This window comes from Paenibacillus sp. FSL L8-0644, assembly GCF_038008165.1.
Classification (GTDB): Bacteria; Bacillota; Bacilli; order Paenibacillales; family Paenibacillaceae; genus Paenibacillus; species Paenibacillus polymyxa_D.
Genome location: NZ_JBBOYN010000001.1, coordinates 353,995 through 371,514, shown reverse-complemented (window position 1 = coordinate 371,514; position 17,520 = coordinate 353,995). Strand labels below are relative to the sequence as shown.

Genomic DNA, 17,520 nt, shown 5'->3' with positions numbered 1-17,520 from the left:
GAATTTCCCCTCCGAAATCCGACGGGTGCTGTGAAATCACGAGAGTAGATGGATGAACATGTAAACCTGTACAATGTAGGAGTACAGCAGCATTTGAATCTGCTCGGCCGCCCGGTCGAAACTAAGGAGGAAGAGGACCTATAATACCTGAGGGAAATCTGCAAAGCAACGTAGATCGTTTTAGCGGTTTTGCCGACAACTACGATCAGCACCGCCCGGAAGCACCGTCACTCGTCGTGGAAATCGTCAGCCGCTATCTGGAGCGAAACGTAGAGCTCGTTGCCGATATTGGCTGCGGTACAGGACTTTCAACTTTCATATGGGAAAACGCCGCTCGGCAAGTCGTCGGTATCGAGCCTAACTCGGACATGAGAGGAAAAGCGCAGCACAAGCTGGAGACAGCAGGAACGACAAAGGCAGGAACCATTTCCTTCAAAAGCGGGTTCTCCAACAACCTGCCCTTTGAGGACGGAACTGTAGACGTCATCACCTGCTCTCAATCCTTTCACTGGATGGACCCCGAGAGCACGCTTCAGGAAGCGGGCAGGGTCTTGGCTCAGGGCGGCGTGTTCGCAGCCTTTGACTGTGACTGGCCTCCGGTGCTGCAATGGCAGATAGAGCAAGCTTATACAGAGCTTATCACCAAAGCGGATACCCTTTTGGAACAGGAAGCCCCAGTAGAGCAGCAAGCTCATAAATGGAGCAAGGATCAGCATTTAGCTAATCTGCACCGCAGCGGGCAATTCCGATATACCCGGGAGATTGTTTTCCACAACCGTGAGCAGTGTGACGCAGCTCGTTATACAGGGCTCGCTCTCAGCCAAGGGGGTATTCAAAGTCTTTTCAAACTTGGCAATCGAGCGCTTGACGAAGATATAGCCCACTTCGTGAAGCAGGTAGAGAATCATTTTCAGGGCAGAACACTAGACATCCTGTTCAGCTATCGTATGCGGCTCGGCATCAAGTAGAAAGGAATCAAGGCCATCGTGGATGATACGCTCTTCGGCTTAGGGCAAAAAAGACTCTCCCTCGCCTCGTAAAAACGAGTGCGTACAGGAGAGTCTTTTTCTTCAATAAATAGCCACGCTCATATCCCTGCAAACCTTAGTTGCAGTTCCACTGTGTCTTCAACCTAGGAAGAGCGGACAGCCAATAAGTGCGCCAACCGATCAGGATAGTCCGTGATAATGCCGTTTACCCCGGCCTCTAGCAGACGCTTCATTTCTTCTGGCTCATTCACCGTCCATGGGTGGTAGACGACGCCTAATGCCAAAGCCTTTGATACAGCTTCTGGTGTAACCACTTGTTTGTAGGCATGAAGTGCGGTAACCCCGAATTGGGTGGCATACTCGGATGGGCGGACCATAATTTCGATATACAGCGCCCCCGTCTTGATTTCAGGAGCAAGCTGCGCACAGAGCGCCAGCGATTCGTGATTAAAGCTGGATATGATTACCCGCTGTTCTAATCCAAAACGCTTCACGGTAGCAATGACCTCTTCCTCCATTCCCGGATAGAGATAAATGCTATTTTTCAACTCTAAATTAATTATTGTATTCGAGGAGGACTGGGCTAGTTCCAGTAGCTCATCCAGCATTGGGACCCGCTCACCTCGGAATTTCTCACCAAACCAGCCGCCCGCATCCAATTTATTTAATTCTTCCAGCGTAATATCCCTTACATCCAGTGAGCAACCTGTCGTACGCTTCAGCGACTCATCGTGAATCAGCACCAGATGCCCATCTTGGGTACGCTGCACATCCGTTTCTATACCTGTTGCTCCCAGTTCCAAGGCGTGGCGGAATGCCGCCATCGTATTCTCAGGACATACACCTGAAGCTCCGCGGTGTGCGAAATTAATCACCTTTCCGGTTACAGTCACCACATAACCCCTCCTGTCATTTCACAGGAACATTATACCTGCTCATTGTTTGGGCAGTATAAAATATTCGTCACAGCTACACTTCTTCTATGCCGTTCGAACAATTTTCCCGATCCACTCGGAATAAAACGTATTCCCGTTCCGTCGATCAAAATCAGCCGCCGCTGACTCTGCCAGTGGCCTAAAATACGCAATGATTTCCGTCAATGTGCGCTCCTCTTTCCCCCATTCCAAGGAAGCCGGCAACCGGATCAACCGTTTTTCTCCCGAAGTATCCAACTTTTGCAGCAGACTCACCATCGTCGCGTAAAAATACATCTGCTCCAGCCCGCTCTCATAGTCTAGCGCCATATGTAGATGACGCTCTACCACTTCGATCCCTTGAACCGGATCAGCAATCGTCAAATATTCGATATGCTCTGCTATCGTTTTCAGAAAGTCACGGTCATCCCGGACTAGGCGATAGCCTTTACGATGCTGCTCCTTTGCCTGATCAACCTCGCCTTGACGATAAAGCGGCAATAGCACCTGCGAGAGCGTCACATGCGGCACTTCTGCACATCTCATACGACCCGACAAAATCGGTTTTGCCACGGCAAGCGCCTGCTCATCCTCTCCGGCCAAGTAGTAGAACCGCACCATCTGGCTCTGCTCGCAGGCTTCACAATCACTCATACTGTCCCGTTCGATCAAGCGGAAGGTATCCAGATATCGCCGTGCTTCTTCCAGATTTCCCATGTCCATCGCGATGCGGAACTTATAATAGTAATATGGACGCTCATTATACCCGTATTCGGCATAACGTCGGCGCATATCCTCCGCCAGATCTTCTATTTGAGTCTTCGATATATTGGAAAAGCTGCACACCTTCCCAAGTATCCATTTATAATTCCACAACAGCTCATCTGCGTCGTATTCCTCTGGATTTTGATCAAATTGGCCCAACTGCCACGAAAAAGCAATCAGCGACTTCAATGGATATCCGTTAAAAATAGCGCAGTCTACAATCTCTCCCCGAATTTCATAAGCGAGTTCCTTCAATCCGGAAGTGTCTGCCAAGCGAACAGCCTCTTCCAGAATCGCCAGCTTTGCCGCCCCTCCGGGCATATCCTGCGCCTGCTCCATCAATTCATATATTGTCTCTTCCATTTGAATCCTCCCTTAATTACGCAATTACGTATTCTGTCCGTTCCCTAATCCCCAATTGATAAAATGCAGTACACTGCGATTCATCAGTCCCAATTCACTGCGGTTCATCGGGTAGTGCCCCATCATAAGCGCATTCACATACATCATTTCTGTAGCAGCCGTAACCATCTGCGTATCGGTAGCTTCAAGAATTCGGGCCACCACCGGGTTGTTCAGATTAAAGTATAAAGTGGAGTAGCCCGAATTTTGCTGGACTCCTGCTTTCAGACTATCAAGCACATTGGAAAAAAGTGAGGTTGTCTCCTCAACCGTGTTTTCCATGGAGCGCAAGGTCAGTGCATCCTGAGAAATGGTATACAATACTGGCAAACTCGCAGGCTCAAAACGCTTCAACTCAGCGCGACAACGCATTGGCTGCAAAGCAGCATCCATGACACGTAGTACACCGTAATAATTCTCGCGCTCTTCCTGTGTTAGCCCGGTAAATGATAGAGATACTTCCTCAGGGCTAAGACGCTCTGTTTGCAGGTTAGGGTCAATCCAATGCAGCTTTTCCAAAATGTCTGAATCATAAATATAGCCGCCATTGATCACCAACATGGATTGCGCCGCCGCCACATGCGTAATCTGACGATACTCATCTACTGTCGATGTGTAATGCAACGGACGTCCGCCCGCCTCTCGGATCAGTTCACTCAGTTCACGCCGCCCAAATGTACTTTCGAAGGAAAACCAGCGATGCATAATCCGCAGAAATTCATCATCCTCGACCGCGAGCGCCTTCATGGACAGCTCGTGCAAACGAATCCAGTGTTGCAAACGGTCTGGTTCATATTCCGCCATGCGTAGCAGTTCTTCCCGAATACAGGTCCCCAATTCAGAACGAACCGCATCAAGCTGCTCATTTTCATAAAAATATTCACGTGATGCCGTTGGTTGCAATTCATCTGTCCAAATCAGGCTTTTAATGAAGAATGCCCATTCTGGCAATACATTTTCCGCCTTATCGGACACCAACATATGCTTCAAGTACACCCGGTGCAGCCGCTTGCTGTTCAGATTAACACTACGAGGCAAAATGAATGCAATCCCGCCTGTTCTGCCCGATGCCGTCCGCAACGGTATAAAATCACTGAAGCGCTCGCCCATCAGGCGATAGCCTAAATCTAGCACCTCACTACGGCGGCTCCGTAATTGTTCTGGGTCCTGCATCCAGCTCGTCGATGGAAGATTGACGCGCTTGGTCTCCCCGTCTACAGACAGCATGACCGGATACGGCAGCAACGCACCATAATAGAATAAAGACTCCTCTACATGCGCCGGCTCATAATAAAACTCACTTCCCGGCTTGCAGCGCAAATAAATTTGCGTTCCTACAGGCAGTTCGGTCTCCAATCGACGAATCGTATACGTCCCATCCGGCTTCCCTCTCCATTCCATGGAGACGCCTTCCTTCACCGAGCGGGTCAGCACCACAATTTCATCGCTCACCATAAAGCAGGATAGCAACCCAATCCCAAATCGTCCGATAAACGAAGTCTCAGAAGCCAGCAAATCGGCTCCCTTCTTGGAAGACTGACCGATAATCGATAAAAAACGGTGAATGTCTTCTTCTGACAACCCAATGCCGTTATCCTGAATCATCAATACCTGTTGCTCCCCGGCACCAGATAACTCTACGATGACTTTGCCTTCATAGTTGTTACTCTCAGAAGCTGTAGCTTCAAGGGTCTTGTCTTCTTTCAATACTTTACTTTCAGCAGCAACCTTCCGCAGCTCCTTGCGAGCCGTGATCGCATCTGTTGCATTTTGCAGAACCTCACGTATAAACACTCGTGGACTGCTATATAAATGATTGGCCAAAATATCAATCATACCGCCCAAGTTCACTTGAAAACGATATTGGTCTGTTTGACTCATAGAGATCATTCCTTTCTCGAAATGCTACTGCCATCATCTGGTTTAAATAGACTGTCTTTTAAAGTATAACGTGGATTTAAGTCGGATTGCACACCCTGCATTTCAGGTATCAGTACGTTGATAACGATATAACAGGGCCTTTTTTCACCCGGGAAGTCTGGCACTGGGTCTAATTAACTTCACAAAAATGTACGGAGTACGATCACTTAGTGAATAAGGATCATCTTTGTCTAGTTAAATTTAGTAATAAACATAATATTTATTTAAAATCCACCCTTCTCTCAGAACCCTATATCTATGGAGGGACAAATGGCTCATTTTACGCAAAAAGCTCGCATTGCCGCTCTTGTAGTACTCTTACAAGAGAGAATGCGAGCTTATTTAGGTACAGTCGAAGCTGTACCCTTTTACAGAAGAGAATTAATGAGACTTAGCGAGACGGATAACGTTCCACGATGCTTTGCCCAAATGAGCTTTTACAATTCCGTCATCAAGCTTGGCGTTACCGCCGTTGTGAGGCGTAACTTTTTCACCGGCTGGACTGTTGGTCGCTTTAAGATCATCATGCTCCAATACAGTATGCTCGACAATGCGGTAGCCTTCAAAACTGCGTACATCTACTGTCAGCTCCAGCGATTCAGACAAATGACGGTTCACTGCAAAGACAGTCAGCGCGTCTCCCTCTTCATCATAAACTACAGCGCTGTCCAGATAAGGGATGTCTGTGAAGTCCTTGGAGTCGTATTTTTCCGAATCCACGACAGGCATCAGCGATATCCCACGACCATAACGGGAGGCATGCAGATACGGATAGAAGATCGTTTGTTTCCACGCCTTTCCGTTATTCTCGGTCATGATTGGCGCAATAACGTTGACCAGTTGGGCGAGACAAGCCATTTTCACACGATCCGCGTGGCGCAGGAACGTGATCAACATGCTGCCTACCAACAATGCATCCTCAAAGTTATAGATATCCTCAAGCTGCGGTGGTGCCACAGACCACGGATCAATTTTTTTGTCCGCATCATTGGAGTGGTACCATACGTTCCATTCGTCAAAGCTGAGCATCATTTTCTTCTTGCTGCGTTTCTTTGCTTTGATATAGTCACAAGTCGAAATGACCGTATGGATAAAATGATCCATATCCATAGAGCGTGCCAGATAATTAGCCGTATCATTGTCATGATTGCCGTAGTATTGATGCAAGGAAATATAGTCGGCTACCTCATAGGTATGATCCAATGTGGTTGCTTCCCATTCCGGGAACGTTGGCATCGTGGAACTGGAGCTGCCACAGGATACAAGCTCAATGTCAGGATCAATCAGCTTCATAGCTTTTGCAGATTCAACAGCCAGACGGCCATATTCTTCTGCTGTCTTGTGACCAATCTGCCATGGGCCATCCATCTCGTTACCAAGACACCAAGTTTTAATCTTATGTGGTTGCTCAACCCCGTGACTACGACGTAGATCACTCCAATAGGAGCCGCCTGTGTGGTTGCAATATTCCACCAGATTACGCGCAGCATCAATTCCGCGTGTACCCAGATTAACCGCCATCATGACTTCGGAACCTACATCCTTGGCCCACTTGAAAAATTCATTCGTACCCACTTCATTCGGCTCGACTGTTCTCCACGCCAGCTCCAACTGTCTAGGTCTGGACGCAACAGGACCGACACCGTCCTCCCAATTGTAACCGGATACAAAATTGCCTCCCGGATAGCGTATAATAGGAACATCAAGCTGTTTTACCAACTCTTTAACATCATTACGGAAACCGCTTTCATCACTAGTTGAATGAGTAGGCTCGTAAATGCCACCATATACGGCACGCCCGAGATGCTCTACAAAAGAGCCATAAATGCGTTTATCGACTTCAGCAATACGAAAAGATTTGTCTACAATCATCTTTGCTTTTACAGCTGCTGCCACCTAAACCATCCTCTCTGAATGCGAAAATAAAATCCGTTGTACCACCAAGACTAAGATGCCGTTTTATTTACGGTTTTAATATAACACACCCTATTTATTATAGTCAATATTATCGTTAAATACTTAATATAATTATTAATGTTTATAATAAACGATAAGCAATTGGTTACGTATTTCTAAATATTTCGTTTTATAAACAAACTTATTGAGTGAATAACCCTTTCCTAAATAATAATAACGAATTACAGGTGCGTTCAAAATAGTGCTACTCCCGAATCTTGCAGTCTGTTTTAAATAGTGAATATCAGTCTACCAACAGTTGTTCTAAATATGTATAAATACCACCTATATCGCCCGCGTTTAAGTCTGAGAGGACCCATTCTTTCAAATATCCCTGCTCTGTCCGTATAGATATGTAAATACCTTCAGTTTCCACTTTCACCAGCAAAGAAAGCTCAATATCTACGCCTAATAAAACTCGTTCTTTGGTGCAATCCTCAGTATTCGCAGCCTTTACACACAAAATAGCAATATCCGTATAAGCGTTATATGCCATTTTACCCGCATTATATAACAGTTCCTGTAATCCATTGCTTGCATCCAAAGGGAGCGTATACTCCATATCATGCAACACTGCCGCGGACTGGTCCACCGCGATCCAGCTTTGGTATTCATCCCGGGCAAAGGCCCCTCTCAACTCATGCAAAAAATAAATAATGTCAATGCCCTTGTCATAATAAATACAAATATGCGGAATGCGTGAATCCTCTATTGAGCTAGTCTCCTCCTGCGCCATAAAGAGCCCCTCCTCTTGCTGCCACCAGCGCAAATAGCAAGACGAAAAATTCAGTGATGGGGTGTGTCGTTGATTTTTAGAGATATAGACGACATGTTTTCCATACCGTGAAGCCAATTGTTCCACTTCCTGCAAGCTCACTGGCTCCATTTCCCCTAGCAAGACAATCGTATCTGTCAGGTCGCATACCCGTTGTCCACCTTCGAGCGCTGTATCCTGTTGTTCTCGCTCCCGCAGGATGGCTTGTTCGATGATCGCGGCAACTTTGTCGCCAGAGGGTTGAGCTTCACATTGGGTCTGAAAATAATAGGGTGCTTTCGAACTAATTGCACACTCCTCTATAAACACATAGGCGCGCCGTATCCAATCCGGATGTCCGTAACGCATTACGGGTAATTTAGTATCCTGTATCGGAAGATAGCTATACTTATGTAACATATGTTTTAGCTGTTCTATGGAAGGAACAGCTTTGGACTGCTGCAAAACTTTACATATGTGTGCTGTAATCAATGGAGTGGCATAGCTATTGCTGTTGGGACATTGTACAGCCTCTCCAGCTGCACCTACTAGTTCATGCTTGGCAAAAGCGATAAAATCGATACCGCTTGAGAATGCTAACTCAGCATCATATGTATATTGTCCTGCTGTGAGTATACCGCTATGATCGCAGCGCACACCAATCACATTGGCAAAGGAGGCCGGATAAGTAAGAAGTCCTCCGTTTTGTGCAGCACATACTATAATTAATCCCGCCATAGCTGCATCATTTACAGCCTCCCGCAGCATGCTTCGATCTCGATAATTTATACTCCCCAGGCTGATATTTGCTACCTGTACACCATGTTTTACACACCAATCCAGCGCAGCACAAAGCTGAGTTGCATTTCCTTTTCTATGGTTCATTATTTTTACACTGCTAATGATCGCATCTGGAAAATACGTTTGTACAATAGCTGCACATAGCGTACCGTGATTTAAGGTACGTCCATCTTCTACGTCTCCATGAGCTATTTCGACGTTATATAATAATTGGGTGTTTAAAAAGCCAGCATTAACCCCGTCGTCAATAATGGCTACATGAATCTTGCCATTCATGTTTTCTCCCCCTGTCTCTTCGGATTGTGGAATGAATCTCACGGCTCTGTTCCGTTCTATTAGAGTAAGCGGAGGGTGCCTCTGCGAACGATAGCGTTCGTCTGAAAGCACCCTCCTAATTTAGCAAACCATGTACATAATAGCTGGATCAGACTGCAATATTCACCTTCGTGCCTGCAGTCTTCGCCCCGTCTTTGGCCGAGTCCAGATAAGCATTGAGCTCTTGTTCAGTCCACACCCTGCCTGCCTCTGGATTTGCCTCCTGCTCTTCCTTAGGTTCAACCCGATCTGTAATCATCGGTTCGTTATTCACTGCTTCACTGATACGCTCATTAATATTCGCAGCGATTTCCATGATCTTTCCATTAAGTCCTTCTGCCTTTTCACGCAAAGACGCTGATTTTGCAGGGTTAGCGTTTTCCCACCCCTTAGCCTCGCTTCCCAATGTGATTTGTGCCGTTTTGGCTATTTTGGCACTCTTCAACTCATTGTTTGCAGATACAACACTATGCATTGTATAGGTGACCAATCTTTGCTGCTGCTCCTCAGCAGTCTTAGGCGTATATTCTTCCTTTCTACCTTTTTGAGCTTCTTTTTTACTCTCCTCATCCATGCCTAAAGCCTTTTTTTGCTCTTCCAGTGACTGCTTTTGAATGTTCTCGTCAATTTGCTGAATCTGCTTATCTATCTCTTCCATTTCAGCTTTTACAGCTTCTGGACCGAGACCACGCTTGAGCGCATTACTTAAATAGTCCGAACGCCTCTCCATCAAATTTTGCTTTTGTTCTGTCAATTGTTGAATAACCTTGTTTTGTGGCTTGCCTATACCCTTCTTTTCAGCCTGAGCGGAAAAGGGATGCCGTAGTTCAAGTCGGTTGTTATCTGCGGTGCGGAACGGCGATTGGTGAGATGATGTAAATGATACATTCATCCTAAAACCTCCAATTCTCTTCTAAATGAGGATTTTTTCAAAAATCGAGTAAGCGACTGAAATCGAATTTTGCAAAATCCTGAAATAAGTGATTCTAGAGGTATATCGGATATTTTTGTATGTTTTTGTATGTTTTATCATCATTTTCACAAATCCTTCATTCCTTTTCCACTGTTAAGCAGCCCTTTATCGTCTCATACAAGCTGTTATATGTAAGCAACCCCCCTCCCACTATACGCTCTTCCGGAATTAGGATAGCAAAACTTTTTTCCACTTCAAATAATAGATATACCAGATCCCTGGGGAACAACCCCATATCAGGCCCCAGTAATGTAGCCTCTTTATTGATCTCGCCCGCTTTTATTTTAAAAAGCTTCCAAAATATATTTTCCAGTGTCATTCCTGTTCCCGTTACATCCTGAGTAAAGTTCATGTTCTTCCCTCCATTACAACTGAACTACATGATGATCAACCGAAAAATAATGTAAAATATTCTCCGTCAGCCTATTCATATCTTCATCGTTGGACAGATGGAGTACGGGCACGGAATAATTGGAAAATTCCTGTTTTTTCTCTTCCACGAAACGATGATCAACAGATGCATATTGCATATTGACCGTGGAAGAAGAGTAACTGTCGAATACATTGTTACATATGGCGTATCCCAATAAGGAAGAGGAAAAGCGGTTTTCCATGTACTGTTTCACATGCTCCAAATATTTTATATTGTATTCATCATAGTGAAGACAACAGATCAGTCCATCCGGTCTGACAGCACGGGATACCAAAAAAGAGGTTACTCCAAAATAATTCGTGAACGTATTGTTAAAAGGAACAATCCCACCTGGAATGCCCACGAGTATTAGATCAGGCTTTTCGCTCTGCTCTTTTTTTTTCAAATACCGATTAAACATGATAATCTTCTGGGTTTCCGTCATACCGCTCTCAAACATAAACTGTGGAAAAGAATGTGCACCAATCAGCTCCCCGCATCCATTAGATGTGATTTGCGACACCCGATATCCTTGTGCTTCAAGCTTCTGCCGAAGGTTAAACTGTAAATTAAGCTTATGCGTTCGCTCGTTCAGCCCTAATACAAATAGAACCGGTGTAAAAAAATCATGAATAACAGAGCCCGGGTCAGGCGGTAAAATATCTTTCGTGCGTACATCAAATGTATTTTTTAAAATCAGCTTGTCCTCATGCTCCTCACAGGGTTCGATGAATTCCATACATGAGTCTGGCAAAGTAAAATTACACATGACTTTTTTGCCAAGCTGTCCAGCCTTCTTGATCACGGGAAGATACACCTCAGCTACATCCAGCTTGAAATTGGATTTCACCAGTAATATAGCATCACAACGCTCTATTTCTTGCTCCAAACAAGACTCTGGCTTCACGATGAAGCCTGTCACTTCCCCCTTGTCCGTTACACAGGCATCTTTCCCGATCATCCCCGACCCTTGAAAAGAAATAAGGACAACTTCCTCATAACTTCCTAATAGATTCAAGTTCCTAACCAGGGCTATCGTTTCATAATCAAACGGAAAAATGATTAATTTATTGGTCATGGAGACACCCCTCATGCTTTTTCAAAATCGAGAATCGTATCCTCGGAGAAATCATAGCCCAGCTCATTCATCATGCAATAATCAAGTAAGGTGTGCCGAATATCGTTTTTGACTACCGAACAATGACTCAGCTTCTTTTCCTTGGACAAGGTATGCAAATCATCTGCTACAGCAACACACAACGTACAAAAGCGGAAATTCCAACAGTTTTTACATGCATCCTCCGTGATTGTCCCTACATTCAAAATCCGGTTGATTTTATCCACTTCAAAGCCCGTGTCCACCGTTCCAATCTGCACCACTTCCGACTGCTCACTGACCCGTTCACATGGATACAGATTTCCATGCACATCCGCAAACAATCGCTGTACACCAGGCACACAGGGTCCGCCATGATGCGCCTCTATCGGCATCCCCGCAGAAGGCTTTCTATAATGAAACATTCGGAAATATATCTGAATATAATAGTCCTTAATCAGCTTCGAGACATGGCTTTCATCTACTCTCCCAAATTTGGAAAGCATCATTTTAACTACCTCATAGCCCCTCTGCTCAATAAATTCATTCCTGTACAAAATTTCATCCTTCACATAAGCATCGTTAATGTAGGAGGACCTTACACTGTACAGACTTTCGAAGGTTTCATAATTCGTATAAAAATCATTGATACAACCAAAATCATTACGGGTATCCAGCACCACATTAAAATTAATCCATTCAAAGAGGTCCGGGTAATTTCTCTTAATTTTATCTACATTGGCAATAATGGTATCAAAGGAGCCTCGTCCGTTAACAGCAAATCGTCTATTTCTATCATGATTCTCTTGATCTCCATCCAGACTGATCGTAAGTACAAAACGATGCTCATCCAGAAAGTCCAAAATATCGTCATTAAGTAGCGTACCGTTGGTCGTCAAATGAAAACCTACATCTCTATACGCCACCTGCTCCTTGATATATTCGACACATTTCTTGACCAACGGGAAATTAATGAGCGGCTCTCCCCCATAAAAACCGAAATCCAGACGGTCACTGTCTACTGATCTATCAATGACAAAATCAATACACTTGCGCGCTGTCTCAAAATCCATCATCAGATTCGTATGACCTCGATTGTCATATCCTCCTGAATAAACGCAGTAAGAGCATCTAAGATTACAATTTTGAGTTACCTGTAAGGTGAGGGTTTTCAGCTGATGCTGAAGCATATGCTCCAGGTGCTTTGTCTTGGGATGATTCATAATCTGCGGACGCTGTGAAGATAAAAATCCGTTATCCAACAAGTCACGGATATACTGCTGCAATTCCGGTGTAGCCTCCATCTGATCCAGGTTGAAGCTGGAATGCGAATTCAGAAAATGATAAGCCTCCTCTTTAATCCGCAAAATTAAATTAGTATTTACATCATATACATAATGGTGGAGTCTCGTTTGAAATGTGTATATAAAGGGTTGGCACATGTTCATGATTCACACCTACTCTGTTTTGATGTGGACAGAAGCCTGGAATGTCCAGGCTCCTCCATACAGGTATAAGCTTAATAATTACCAATTCCAGTTCCATTATCTCTGCGATAAGAACCGTCACTTTCTCGCGATGTATTGGAGCTTCGAGTCAGACTGCCTGCGCAATAACAGGAGCAAGGACAGTAACAGGAACAACCACAGCCAAATGCCTCAATCGTGTCGCCTACATTCGCGCTTCTTTTCACAAGCTTACGCATGTTAAACTACTCCTCCCATTCATGATATGATTTAAAAAGGTGTTCACCTATACTAATTCCGTACATGGTGTTAAATCACACTATGAATGCGTTTGTTTTTTTCATCATTTTATGGGGACCTCTTCTTTCTCTAATACCCATCCTCTGTATTCCGCATGACAGGTCATAAAATGGGAGTGTGATCCTATTTGGGCTGGTTCGCCGTTCTCCAACAAAATAACTCTATCGACATGCGCTAATATCTCGCTGCGATGTGTAACGATGATTACGGTCTTGTCACGCAATCGGGTCTTCAACAATCGCTGAACATTTAGCCTAGCTTCTGTGTCCAGATTGGAGGTCACCTCGTCGAGAATAAACAATGACGCTTCCCTGATCAATGCCCGGGCCATAGCAATTTTCTGTCTTTGCCCACCCGACAATCTGGAGCCGTTCGAGCCTATGAGGAAGTCATCTGCCGAGTTCTGAACCAATTCTTCCAGGCCAATCTCCGCGATAATAGCCTCTATTGCATCATTAGTGACTTCTGTGCCTATGCGGATGTTGCCAAAAATAGTAGTATCAAATAAATACACCTGCTGACTGACCAAAGCTATTTGACTTCGATACTCATCTATTTCATAGCTTTGGATGTCAATGCCGTCATAGGTGATTATCCCCTGATCAGGCTGGCTGAATCTCATCATCAAATCCAGCAGCGTAGACTTCCCTGCCCCATTTGCTCCAATGATAGCTACCTTTTCCCCTCGGGCAATCCTAAAGTTCACGTCGGATAGGACGGGTTCATCCTTGATATAAGAAAAAGAAACATGATGAAATGCAATGTGATCTTCGAATGGCGGCTCAGTTAGTATAGACGCTGGGGTGACTGAATTAGATGTCTCTTCCTCTGCCCAGTCCAAGAACTGATAATATCGAATGGCGGAGGGAACGACTTCAGCCAGCATGTAGCCAATGTTTAAAATAGCGAAAACAGGAGTGGTAACATAAGCACTGTAAGAAACAAAGGCAAAAACCCCCCCTACAGTGAGCTGTAAACGAAAGATAAGATTAGCTCCCACAACGTACACAAGCATCATTAGAAGCTGAATTAAAATAGATTCCGAAGCGATATTCCAGGCGTCCAGAAGTGACAATTTCCGTTCTGAATCTACAATTCGACGCTGCTTGGTTGAGAACTGCTGATGCTTATGTGGAATAAGACCAAACATTCGCTGCTCCTTCATGCCCCCGACAGATTCCCCAAACCACTGGGCAAAATCACTACTGCCTTCAATAAAATCCCCTACCAGTTTTTTTCTACGCTTCACAAAGTACTTCACCACAACATATTTGATGGGTAAAAAAAGCAGCACGATTACAGTCATTTTCCAGTTAATGAGCAGCAAACCACATAAACCACCAATCATGCTGAACGCCTGCATAATTACAAAAAATACTCCACTATCTGTGATCCTTGATACATTGCCTACATCCGTGCCAATTTGGTTCAGCAACTCCGCTTCATTAGTTCGGTTAAAATAGCTCATTCGTACTCTTGTCAGATGTAAATACGCTTTTTCAAATAAAGAAAAGGTAACCTGTGCGCTTAAACCTGCCCGAAAGGTTTCTTTACACACATTCAGCAGCTTGTCCAAGCAAACGATTAAAAACGCAGCAGAAGTGTACAGGATTACAGCCTGCATATTCCCTTTCAGAAGACCTTGATCCACAATAACCTTGCTTGTTAAAGGCAATAATATATTCAAGCCCGCTGATAGGATGAGACATATCAAAATGATAGTGACCGTCTTCAGATAAGGCCTAAATGTTGCCGCCAGACGTTTATATACTATGGATTCTTTCATCCTTTTCCCCCTTTCATCAGATGTACCTTCTCCCCCTATTAACTAATTCCGTATCAGAATCAAAATCACCTTAAAACATCTTTTAACTGTTCTAGTAATTCCATATTTACGAGATTAAATATGATTTATGTCATTCTTGAAAATTGGAATTAATGTATATGATTGGCACATACAAAAATCACTTATTTTTTTATCCGTCCAAAGGGGGCTTGAACAAATGCCGACCACGATGGTTATCGACTGTTGCAAAGAGGATCAGTGCAGAGGTAGTTCCAGATGCTTTTACAGAAAAATTTGTGAACTTTATCTGAGTGAGGTATACCGTTTCTGTATGCATTTAGTCAAGAATCAGTCTTGCTTTACATTTATGGCAGAAGAATGTACACAAGATACTTTTGTAGCGGCAAGACAGCAACTGGTCAAGCTCAAACAACACCCCAATGTAAAAGGTTGGCTGTACCTCACGGCTAAAAATCTTATATATAAATCATTTAGGTGCTACTATACACAAAAAAAGCATGAAACTACGCTTGAATGTGAGAAGATCTGTAGTTATTCAAATTCGGTAGAGGAGGAGTGGGAAAATCGTAGATTGGGAGATGTGGATACGGTTATCGTTAATATACTAATGCAGCTTTCCAACAATGAATATACGCTCTATGAAGACTACTTTTGTCGACAACTGGCTGTGCCCTTCCTTGCTGTCAAATATAATATTTCGGTTACGGCTACAACGACTCGAATCTATAGACTGAAAAGAAAACTTCGTACATTGTCCCATCAATATTGCCTAACTCATATATAAATTTATCCATGAAAGCAAAAAAGCGGAGCCCCTCTCCCAAAGGGAAGCTCCGCTGTCCGTTCTTGTGACTATGAATTGTATTCACACTACACGATTACTTAATCCCCGAAATCGTATAGTTCTCAATAATATACTTTTGGAAAACAATGAAGATAATCATGATCGGAACGACCATGAAGGTCGAGCCTGCCATTTGCAGGGCAAATTGACTTTCGTTCTGTCCCTTGAGTAGTGACAGTCCGACAGACAAGGTGTATAGCTTCTCATCGTTCGCAATAATGAGCGGCCACAGGAAGCTGTTCCATCCGCCGATGAAGGTCAGGATGGCCTGTACTGCGATAATTGGCGTCGAAATGGGCAGCACAATTTGTAGAAAAGTGCGGAACTCCCCTGCTCCATCAAGACGTGTCGCCTCCAGCAGCTCTTCCGGGATATCGGACATGAACTGCCGGAACAGGAAGATCGCGAACGCGCCTACCAATCCAGGCAGGACAATCCCCAGCATGGAATTGGTCAATCCCATCTGATTCAGGATCAAATAGACGGGAATCATCGTCACTTGACCTGGAATCATCATCGTTGCCAGTACGAGATAGAACAGAAACCCTTTGCCCTTAAATTGGAATTTGGCAAAACCATAACCCGCCATGGCATTCAGGAATAATCCGAAGAAGGAAGCTAAAACAATGATCAGCGTATTCGTCAGATAGGTTCCAAAAGCCATGCTATCGAATAGTAATTTAAAATTATCCAGTGTAAAATGCTGCGGCCAGATGGTCGGGGGAATTTGGGTTACCTCACCCTCTGTCTTAAAGGAGGATAAAATCATCCACGCAAAAGGCAGCACCATCAACAGACCTCCCACGGTCAGGAGAATCGCCACGAACCATTGAAATGTTTTTTCACCACTGCGCGAGTTGTTGCGGGCTTGTTGAACAGCTGTTTTCACGTTCATCACCTCTCTCTATCAGGACTCCGCTTTATTTTGCAAACGGAACTGAATCAGCGTTACCGCGATGATCGCGAAGAACAGAATGAACGATCCCGCCGCGGCATACCCGAATTTACTAAATTGGAAGCCGTTATTGTAAATGAACAGGGATGCCGTCAGCGTGCCGTCGAGCGGTTTCCCTTTGGTCATGACAAACGGTTCCTCGAAAAATTGCAGCCAGCCGATCATCGTCGTAATGGACACGAAGAAAATAGCGTAACGAAGCTGCGGTAGCGTAATATAACGAATTTGCTGCCATGTATTGGCCCCGTCAAGCTGAGCCGCTTCATAATAAGAACCCGGAATCCCTTTAATAGCCGCAATAAAAATAATCATGTTTAAACCGATGCCCCGCCAAACTGCTAACACAATCAACGAAACTTTCGCTACTGTTGGATCAGTCAGCCATGGGACGGGACCTAAATTCATCAGACCAAGTACATAGTTGAATAATCCCAGCGTCGGATTATACAGATAGCTCCAAACGACCGCGACCGCAACCACATTCGTTACGGACGGTAGATAGAACACGACGCGGAATACTTTGAAAGCACGTGATTTACCCATGTTAATCAGAATCGCGATGCTAAGCGAAAATATCAGCACCAACGGAACACCGATGATGACGAAGAACAGGGTATTACCAAGGGACTTTATAAAGGATGGGTCCAATAGAACGTTTGTATAATTTTCCAGACCTATAAAGCGAATACTATCATAATTAACGAGTCCTGACAGATCCATATTCGTGAAGCTGATTACGAGCGCCAGTAGAATCGGCAACAGCGAAAACAGCGTCAACAGGATGATGGAGGGACCGATAAACAAGTATGGCGCAAGCTTCTGCGAGCTTCCTTTCATGCCTTCACTCCCTT

At 44.5% G+C, this 17,520-nt stretch carries 15 protein-coding genes; 2 read left to right on the top strand and 13 right to left on the bottom strand.

Going from position 1 to position 17,520, the window contains the following annotated elements; all coding sequences use genetic code 11:
* Window positions 1–140: 140 nt before the first annotated feature.
* Window positions 141–968 carry a class I SAM-dependent methyltransferase gene (locus NSS94_RS01595; RefSeq protein ID WP_341040375.1) on the top strand — a complete coding sequence of 276 codons (828 nt, stop codon included), beginning with the start codon at window positions 141–143 and terminating at the stop codon, window positions 966–968.
* 164 nt (window positions 969–1,132) lie between these two features.
* On the opposite strand, the gene NSS94_RS01590 is transcribed toward NSS94_RS01595, so the two are convergent.
* The 11 genes from NSS94_RS01590 to NSS94_RS01540 form a co-directional block, all read right to left on the bottom strand.
* Window positions 1,133–1,882: a glycerophosphodiester phosphodiesterase gene (locus NSS94_RS01590; RefSeq protein WP_029516834.1), complete on the bottom strand. Its 750-nt coding sequence runs from the start codon at window positions 1,880–1,882 to the stop codon at window positions 1,133–1,135.
* 87 nt (window positions 1,883–1,969) lie between these two features.
* Window positions 1,970–3,031: a hypothetical protein gene (locus tag NSS94_RS01585; protein ID WP_165149178.1), complete on the bottom strand. Its 1,062-nt coding sequence runs from the start codon at window positions 3,029–3,031 to the stop codon at window positions 1,970–1,972.
* Between the two features lie 24 nt (window positions 3,032–3,055).
* The gene (locus tag NSS94_RS01580) at window positions 3,056–4,951 is read right to left on the bottom strand and encodes an HSP90 family protein (protein ID WP_069010094.1); all 1,896 of its coding nucleotides are present in this window, start codon (window positions 4,949–4,951) and stop codon (window positions 3,056–3,058) included.
* A 420-nt stretch (window positions 4,952–5,371) separates the two neighbouring features.
* Entirely contained in the window at window positions 5,372–6,886 is a 1,515-nt protein-coding gene (gene arfA, locus NSS94_RS01575; protein ID WP_039274274.1) for an arabinosylfuranosidase ArfA, read from the bottom strand.
* Window positions 6,887–7,190: 304 nt separating this feature from the next.
* Complete coding sequence (locus tag NSS94_RS01570; protein WP_341038403.1) at window positions 7,191–8,777, bottom strand: S8 family serine peptidase; 1,587 nt, start codon at window positions 8,775–8,777, stop codon at window positions 7,191–7,193.
* A gap of 148 nt (window positions 8,778–8,925) precedes the next feature.
* Window positions 8,926–9,708 carry a muscle M-line assembly protein unc-89 Uncoordinated protein 89 gene (locus NSS94_RS01565; RefSeq protein WP_069010098.1) on the bottom strand — a complete coding sequence of 261 codons (783 nt, stop codon included), beginning with the start codon at window positions 9,706–9,708 and terminating at the stop codon, window positions 8,926–8,928.
* Between the two features lie 157 nt (window positions 9,709–9,865).
* Window positions 9,866–10,141 carry a peptide maturation system acyl carrier-related protein gene (locus NSS94_RS01560; RefSeq protein ID WP_069010100.1) on the bottom strand — a complete coding sequence of 92 codons (276 nt, stop codon included), beginning with the start codon at window positions 10,139–10,141 and terminating at the stop codon, window positions 9,866–9,868.
* 13 nt (window positions 10,142–10,154) lie between these two features.
* Window positions 10,155–11,279 carry a TIGR04066 family peptide maturation system protein gene (locus tag NSS94_RS01555; protein ID WP_341038401.1) on the bottom strand — a complete coding sequence of 375 codons (1,125 nt, stop codon included), beginning with the start codon at window positions 11,277–11,279 and terminating at the stop codon, window positions 10,155–10,157.
* Between the two features lie 11 nt (window positions 11,280–11,290).
* Window positions 11,291–12,739 carry a Cys-rich peptide radical SAM maturase CcpM gene (ccpM, locus tag NSS94_RS01550; RefSeq protein WP_039274264.1) on the bottom strand — a complete coding sequence of 483 codons (1,449 nt, stop codon included), beginning with the start codon at window positions 12,737–12,739 and terminating at the stop codon, window positions 11,291–11,293.
* Between the two features lie 77 nt (window positions 12,740–12,816).
* Complete coding sequence (locus tag NSS94_RS01545; protein WP_080710748.1) at window positions 12,817–13,002, bottom strand: CLI_3235 family bacteriocin precursor; 186 nt, start codon at window positions 13,000–13,002, stop codon at window positions 12,817–12,819.
* A gap of 104 nt (window positions 13,003–13,106) precedes the next feature.
* Complete coding sequence (locus NSS94_RS01540) at window positions 13,107–14,849, bottom strand: ABC transporter ATP-binding protein (RefSeq protein WP_341038399.1); 1,743 nt, start codon at window positions 14,847–14,849, stop codon at window positions 13,107–13,109.
* Between the two features lie 127 nt (window positions 14,850–14,976).
* Between NSS94_RS01540 and NSS94_RS01535 the strand changes: the two genes are divergently transcribed.
* A complete protein-coding gene (locus NSS94_RS01535) occupies window positions 14,977–15,654 on the top strand; it encodes an RNA polymerase sigma factor (protein ID WP_318628192.1) in 678 nt (225 codons plus the stop codon).
* Window positions 15,655–15,748: 94 nt separating this feature from the next.
* Here the strand turns inward: NSS94_RS01535 and NSS94_RS01530 are convergent, their stop codons facing one another.
* Window positions 15,749–16,609, bottom strand: a complete 861-nt coding sequence (locus NSS94_RS01530; protein WP_245249107.1) for a carbohydrate ABC transporter permease — start codon at window positions 16,607–16,609, stop codon at window positions 15,749–15,751.
* Window positions 16,610–16,621: 12 nt separating this feature from the next.
* Entirely contained in the window at window positions 16,622–17,506 is an 885-nt protein-coding gene (locus NSS94_RS01525) for a carbohydrate ABC transporter permease (RefSeq protein WP_209949946.1), read from the bottom strand.
* Window positions 17,507–17,520: the final 14 nt, after the last annotated feature.

Coding starts and splice junctions, on each gene's coding strand:
- NSS94_RS01585 (WP_165149178.1), bottom strand. CDS start 3,031: ATGGAAGAGACAATATATGAATTGATGGAGCAGGCGCAGGATATGCCC.
- NSS94_RS01580 (WP_069010094.1), bottom strand. CDS start 4,951: ATGAGTCAAACAGACCAATATCGTTTTCAAGTGAACTTGGGCGGTATG.
- NSS94_RS01570 (WP_341038403.1), bottom strand. CDS start 8,777: ATGAATGGCAAGATTCATGTAGCCATTATTGACGACGGGGTTAATGCT.
- NSS94_RS01565 (WP_069010098.1), bottom strand. CDS start 9,708: ATGAATGTATCATTTACATCATCTCACCAATCGCCGTTCCGCACCGCA.
- NSS94_RS01560 (WP_069010100.1), bottom strand. CDS start 10,141: ATGAACTTTACTCAGGATGTAACGGGAACAGGAATGACACTGGAAAAT.
- NSS94_RS01555 (WP_341038401.1), bottom strand. CDS start 11,279: ATGACCAATAAATTAATCATTTTTCCGTTTGATTATGAAACGATAGCC.
- ccpM (WP_039274264.1), bottom strand. CDS start 12,739: ATGTGCCAACCCTTTATATACACATTTCAAACGAGACTCCACCATTAT.
- NSS94_RS01545 (WP_080710748.1), bottom strand. CDS start 13,002: ATGCGTAAGCTTGTGAAAAGAAGCGCGAATGTAGGCGACACGATTGAG.
- NSS94_RS01540 (WP_341038399.1), bottom strand. CDS start 14,849: ATGAAAGAATCCATAGTATATAAACGTCTGGCGGCAACATTTAGGCCT.
- NSS94_RS01535 (WP_318628192.1), top strand. CDS start 14,977: ATGTCATTCTTGAAAATTGGAATTAATGTATATGATTGGCACATACAA.
- NSS94_RS01530 (WP_245249107.1), bottom strand. CDS start 16,609: ATGAACGTGAAAACAGCTGTTCAACAAGCCCGCAACAACTCGCGCAGT.
- NSS94_RS01525 (WP_209949946.1), bottom strand. CDS start 17,506: ATGAAAGGAAGCTCGCAGAAGCTTGCGCCATACTTGTTTATCGGTCCC.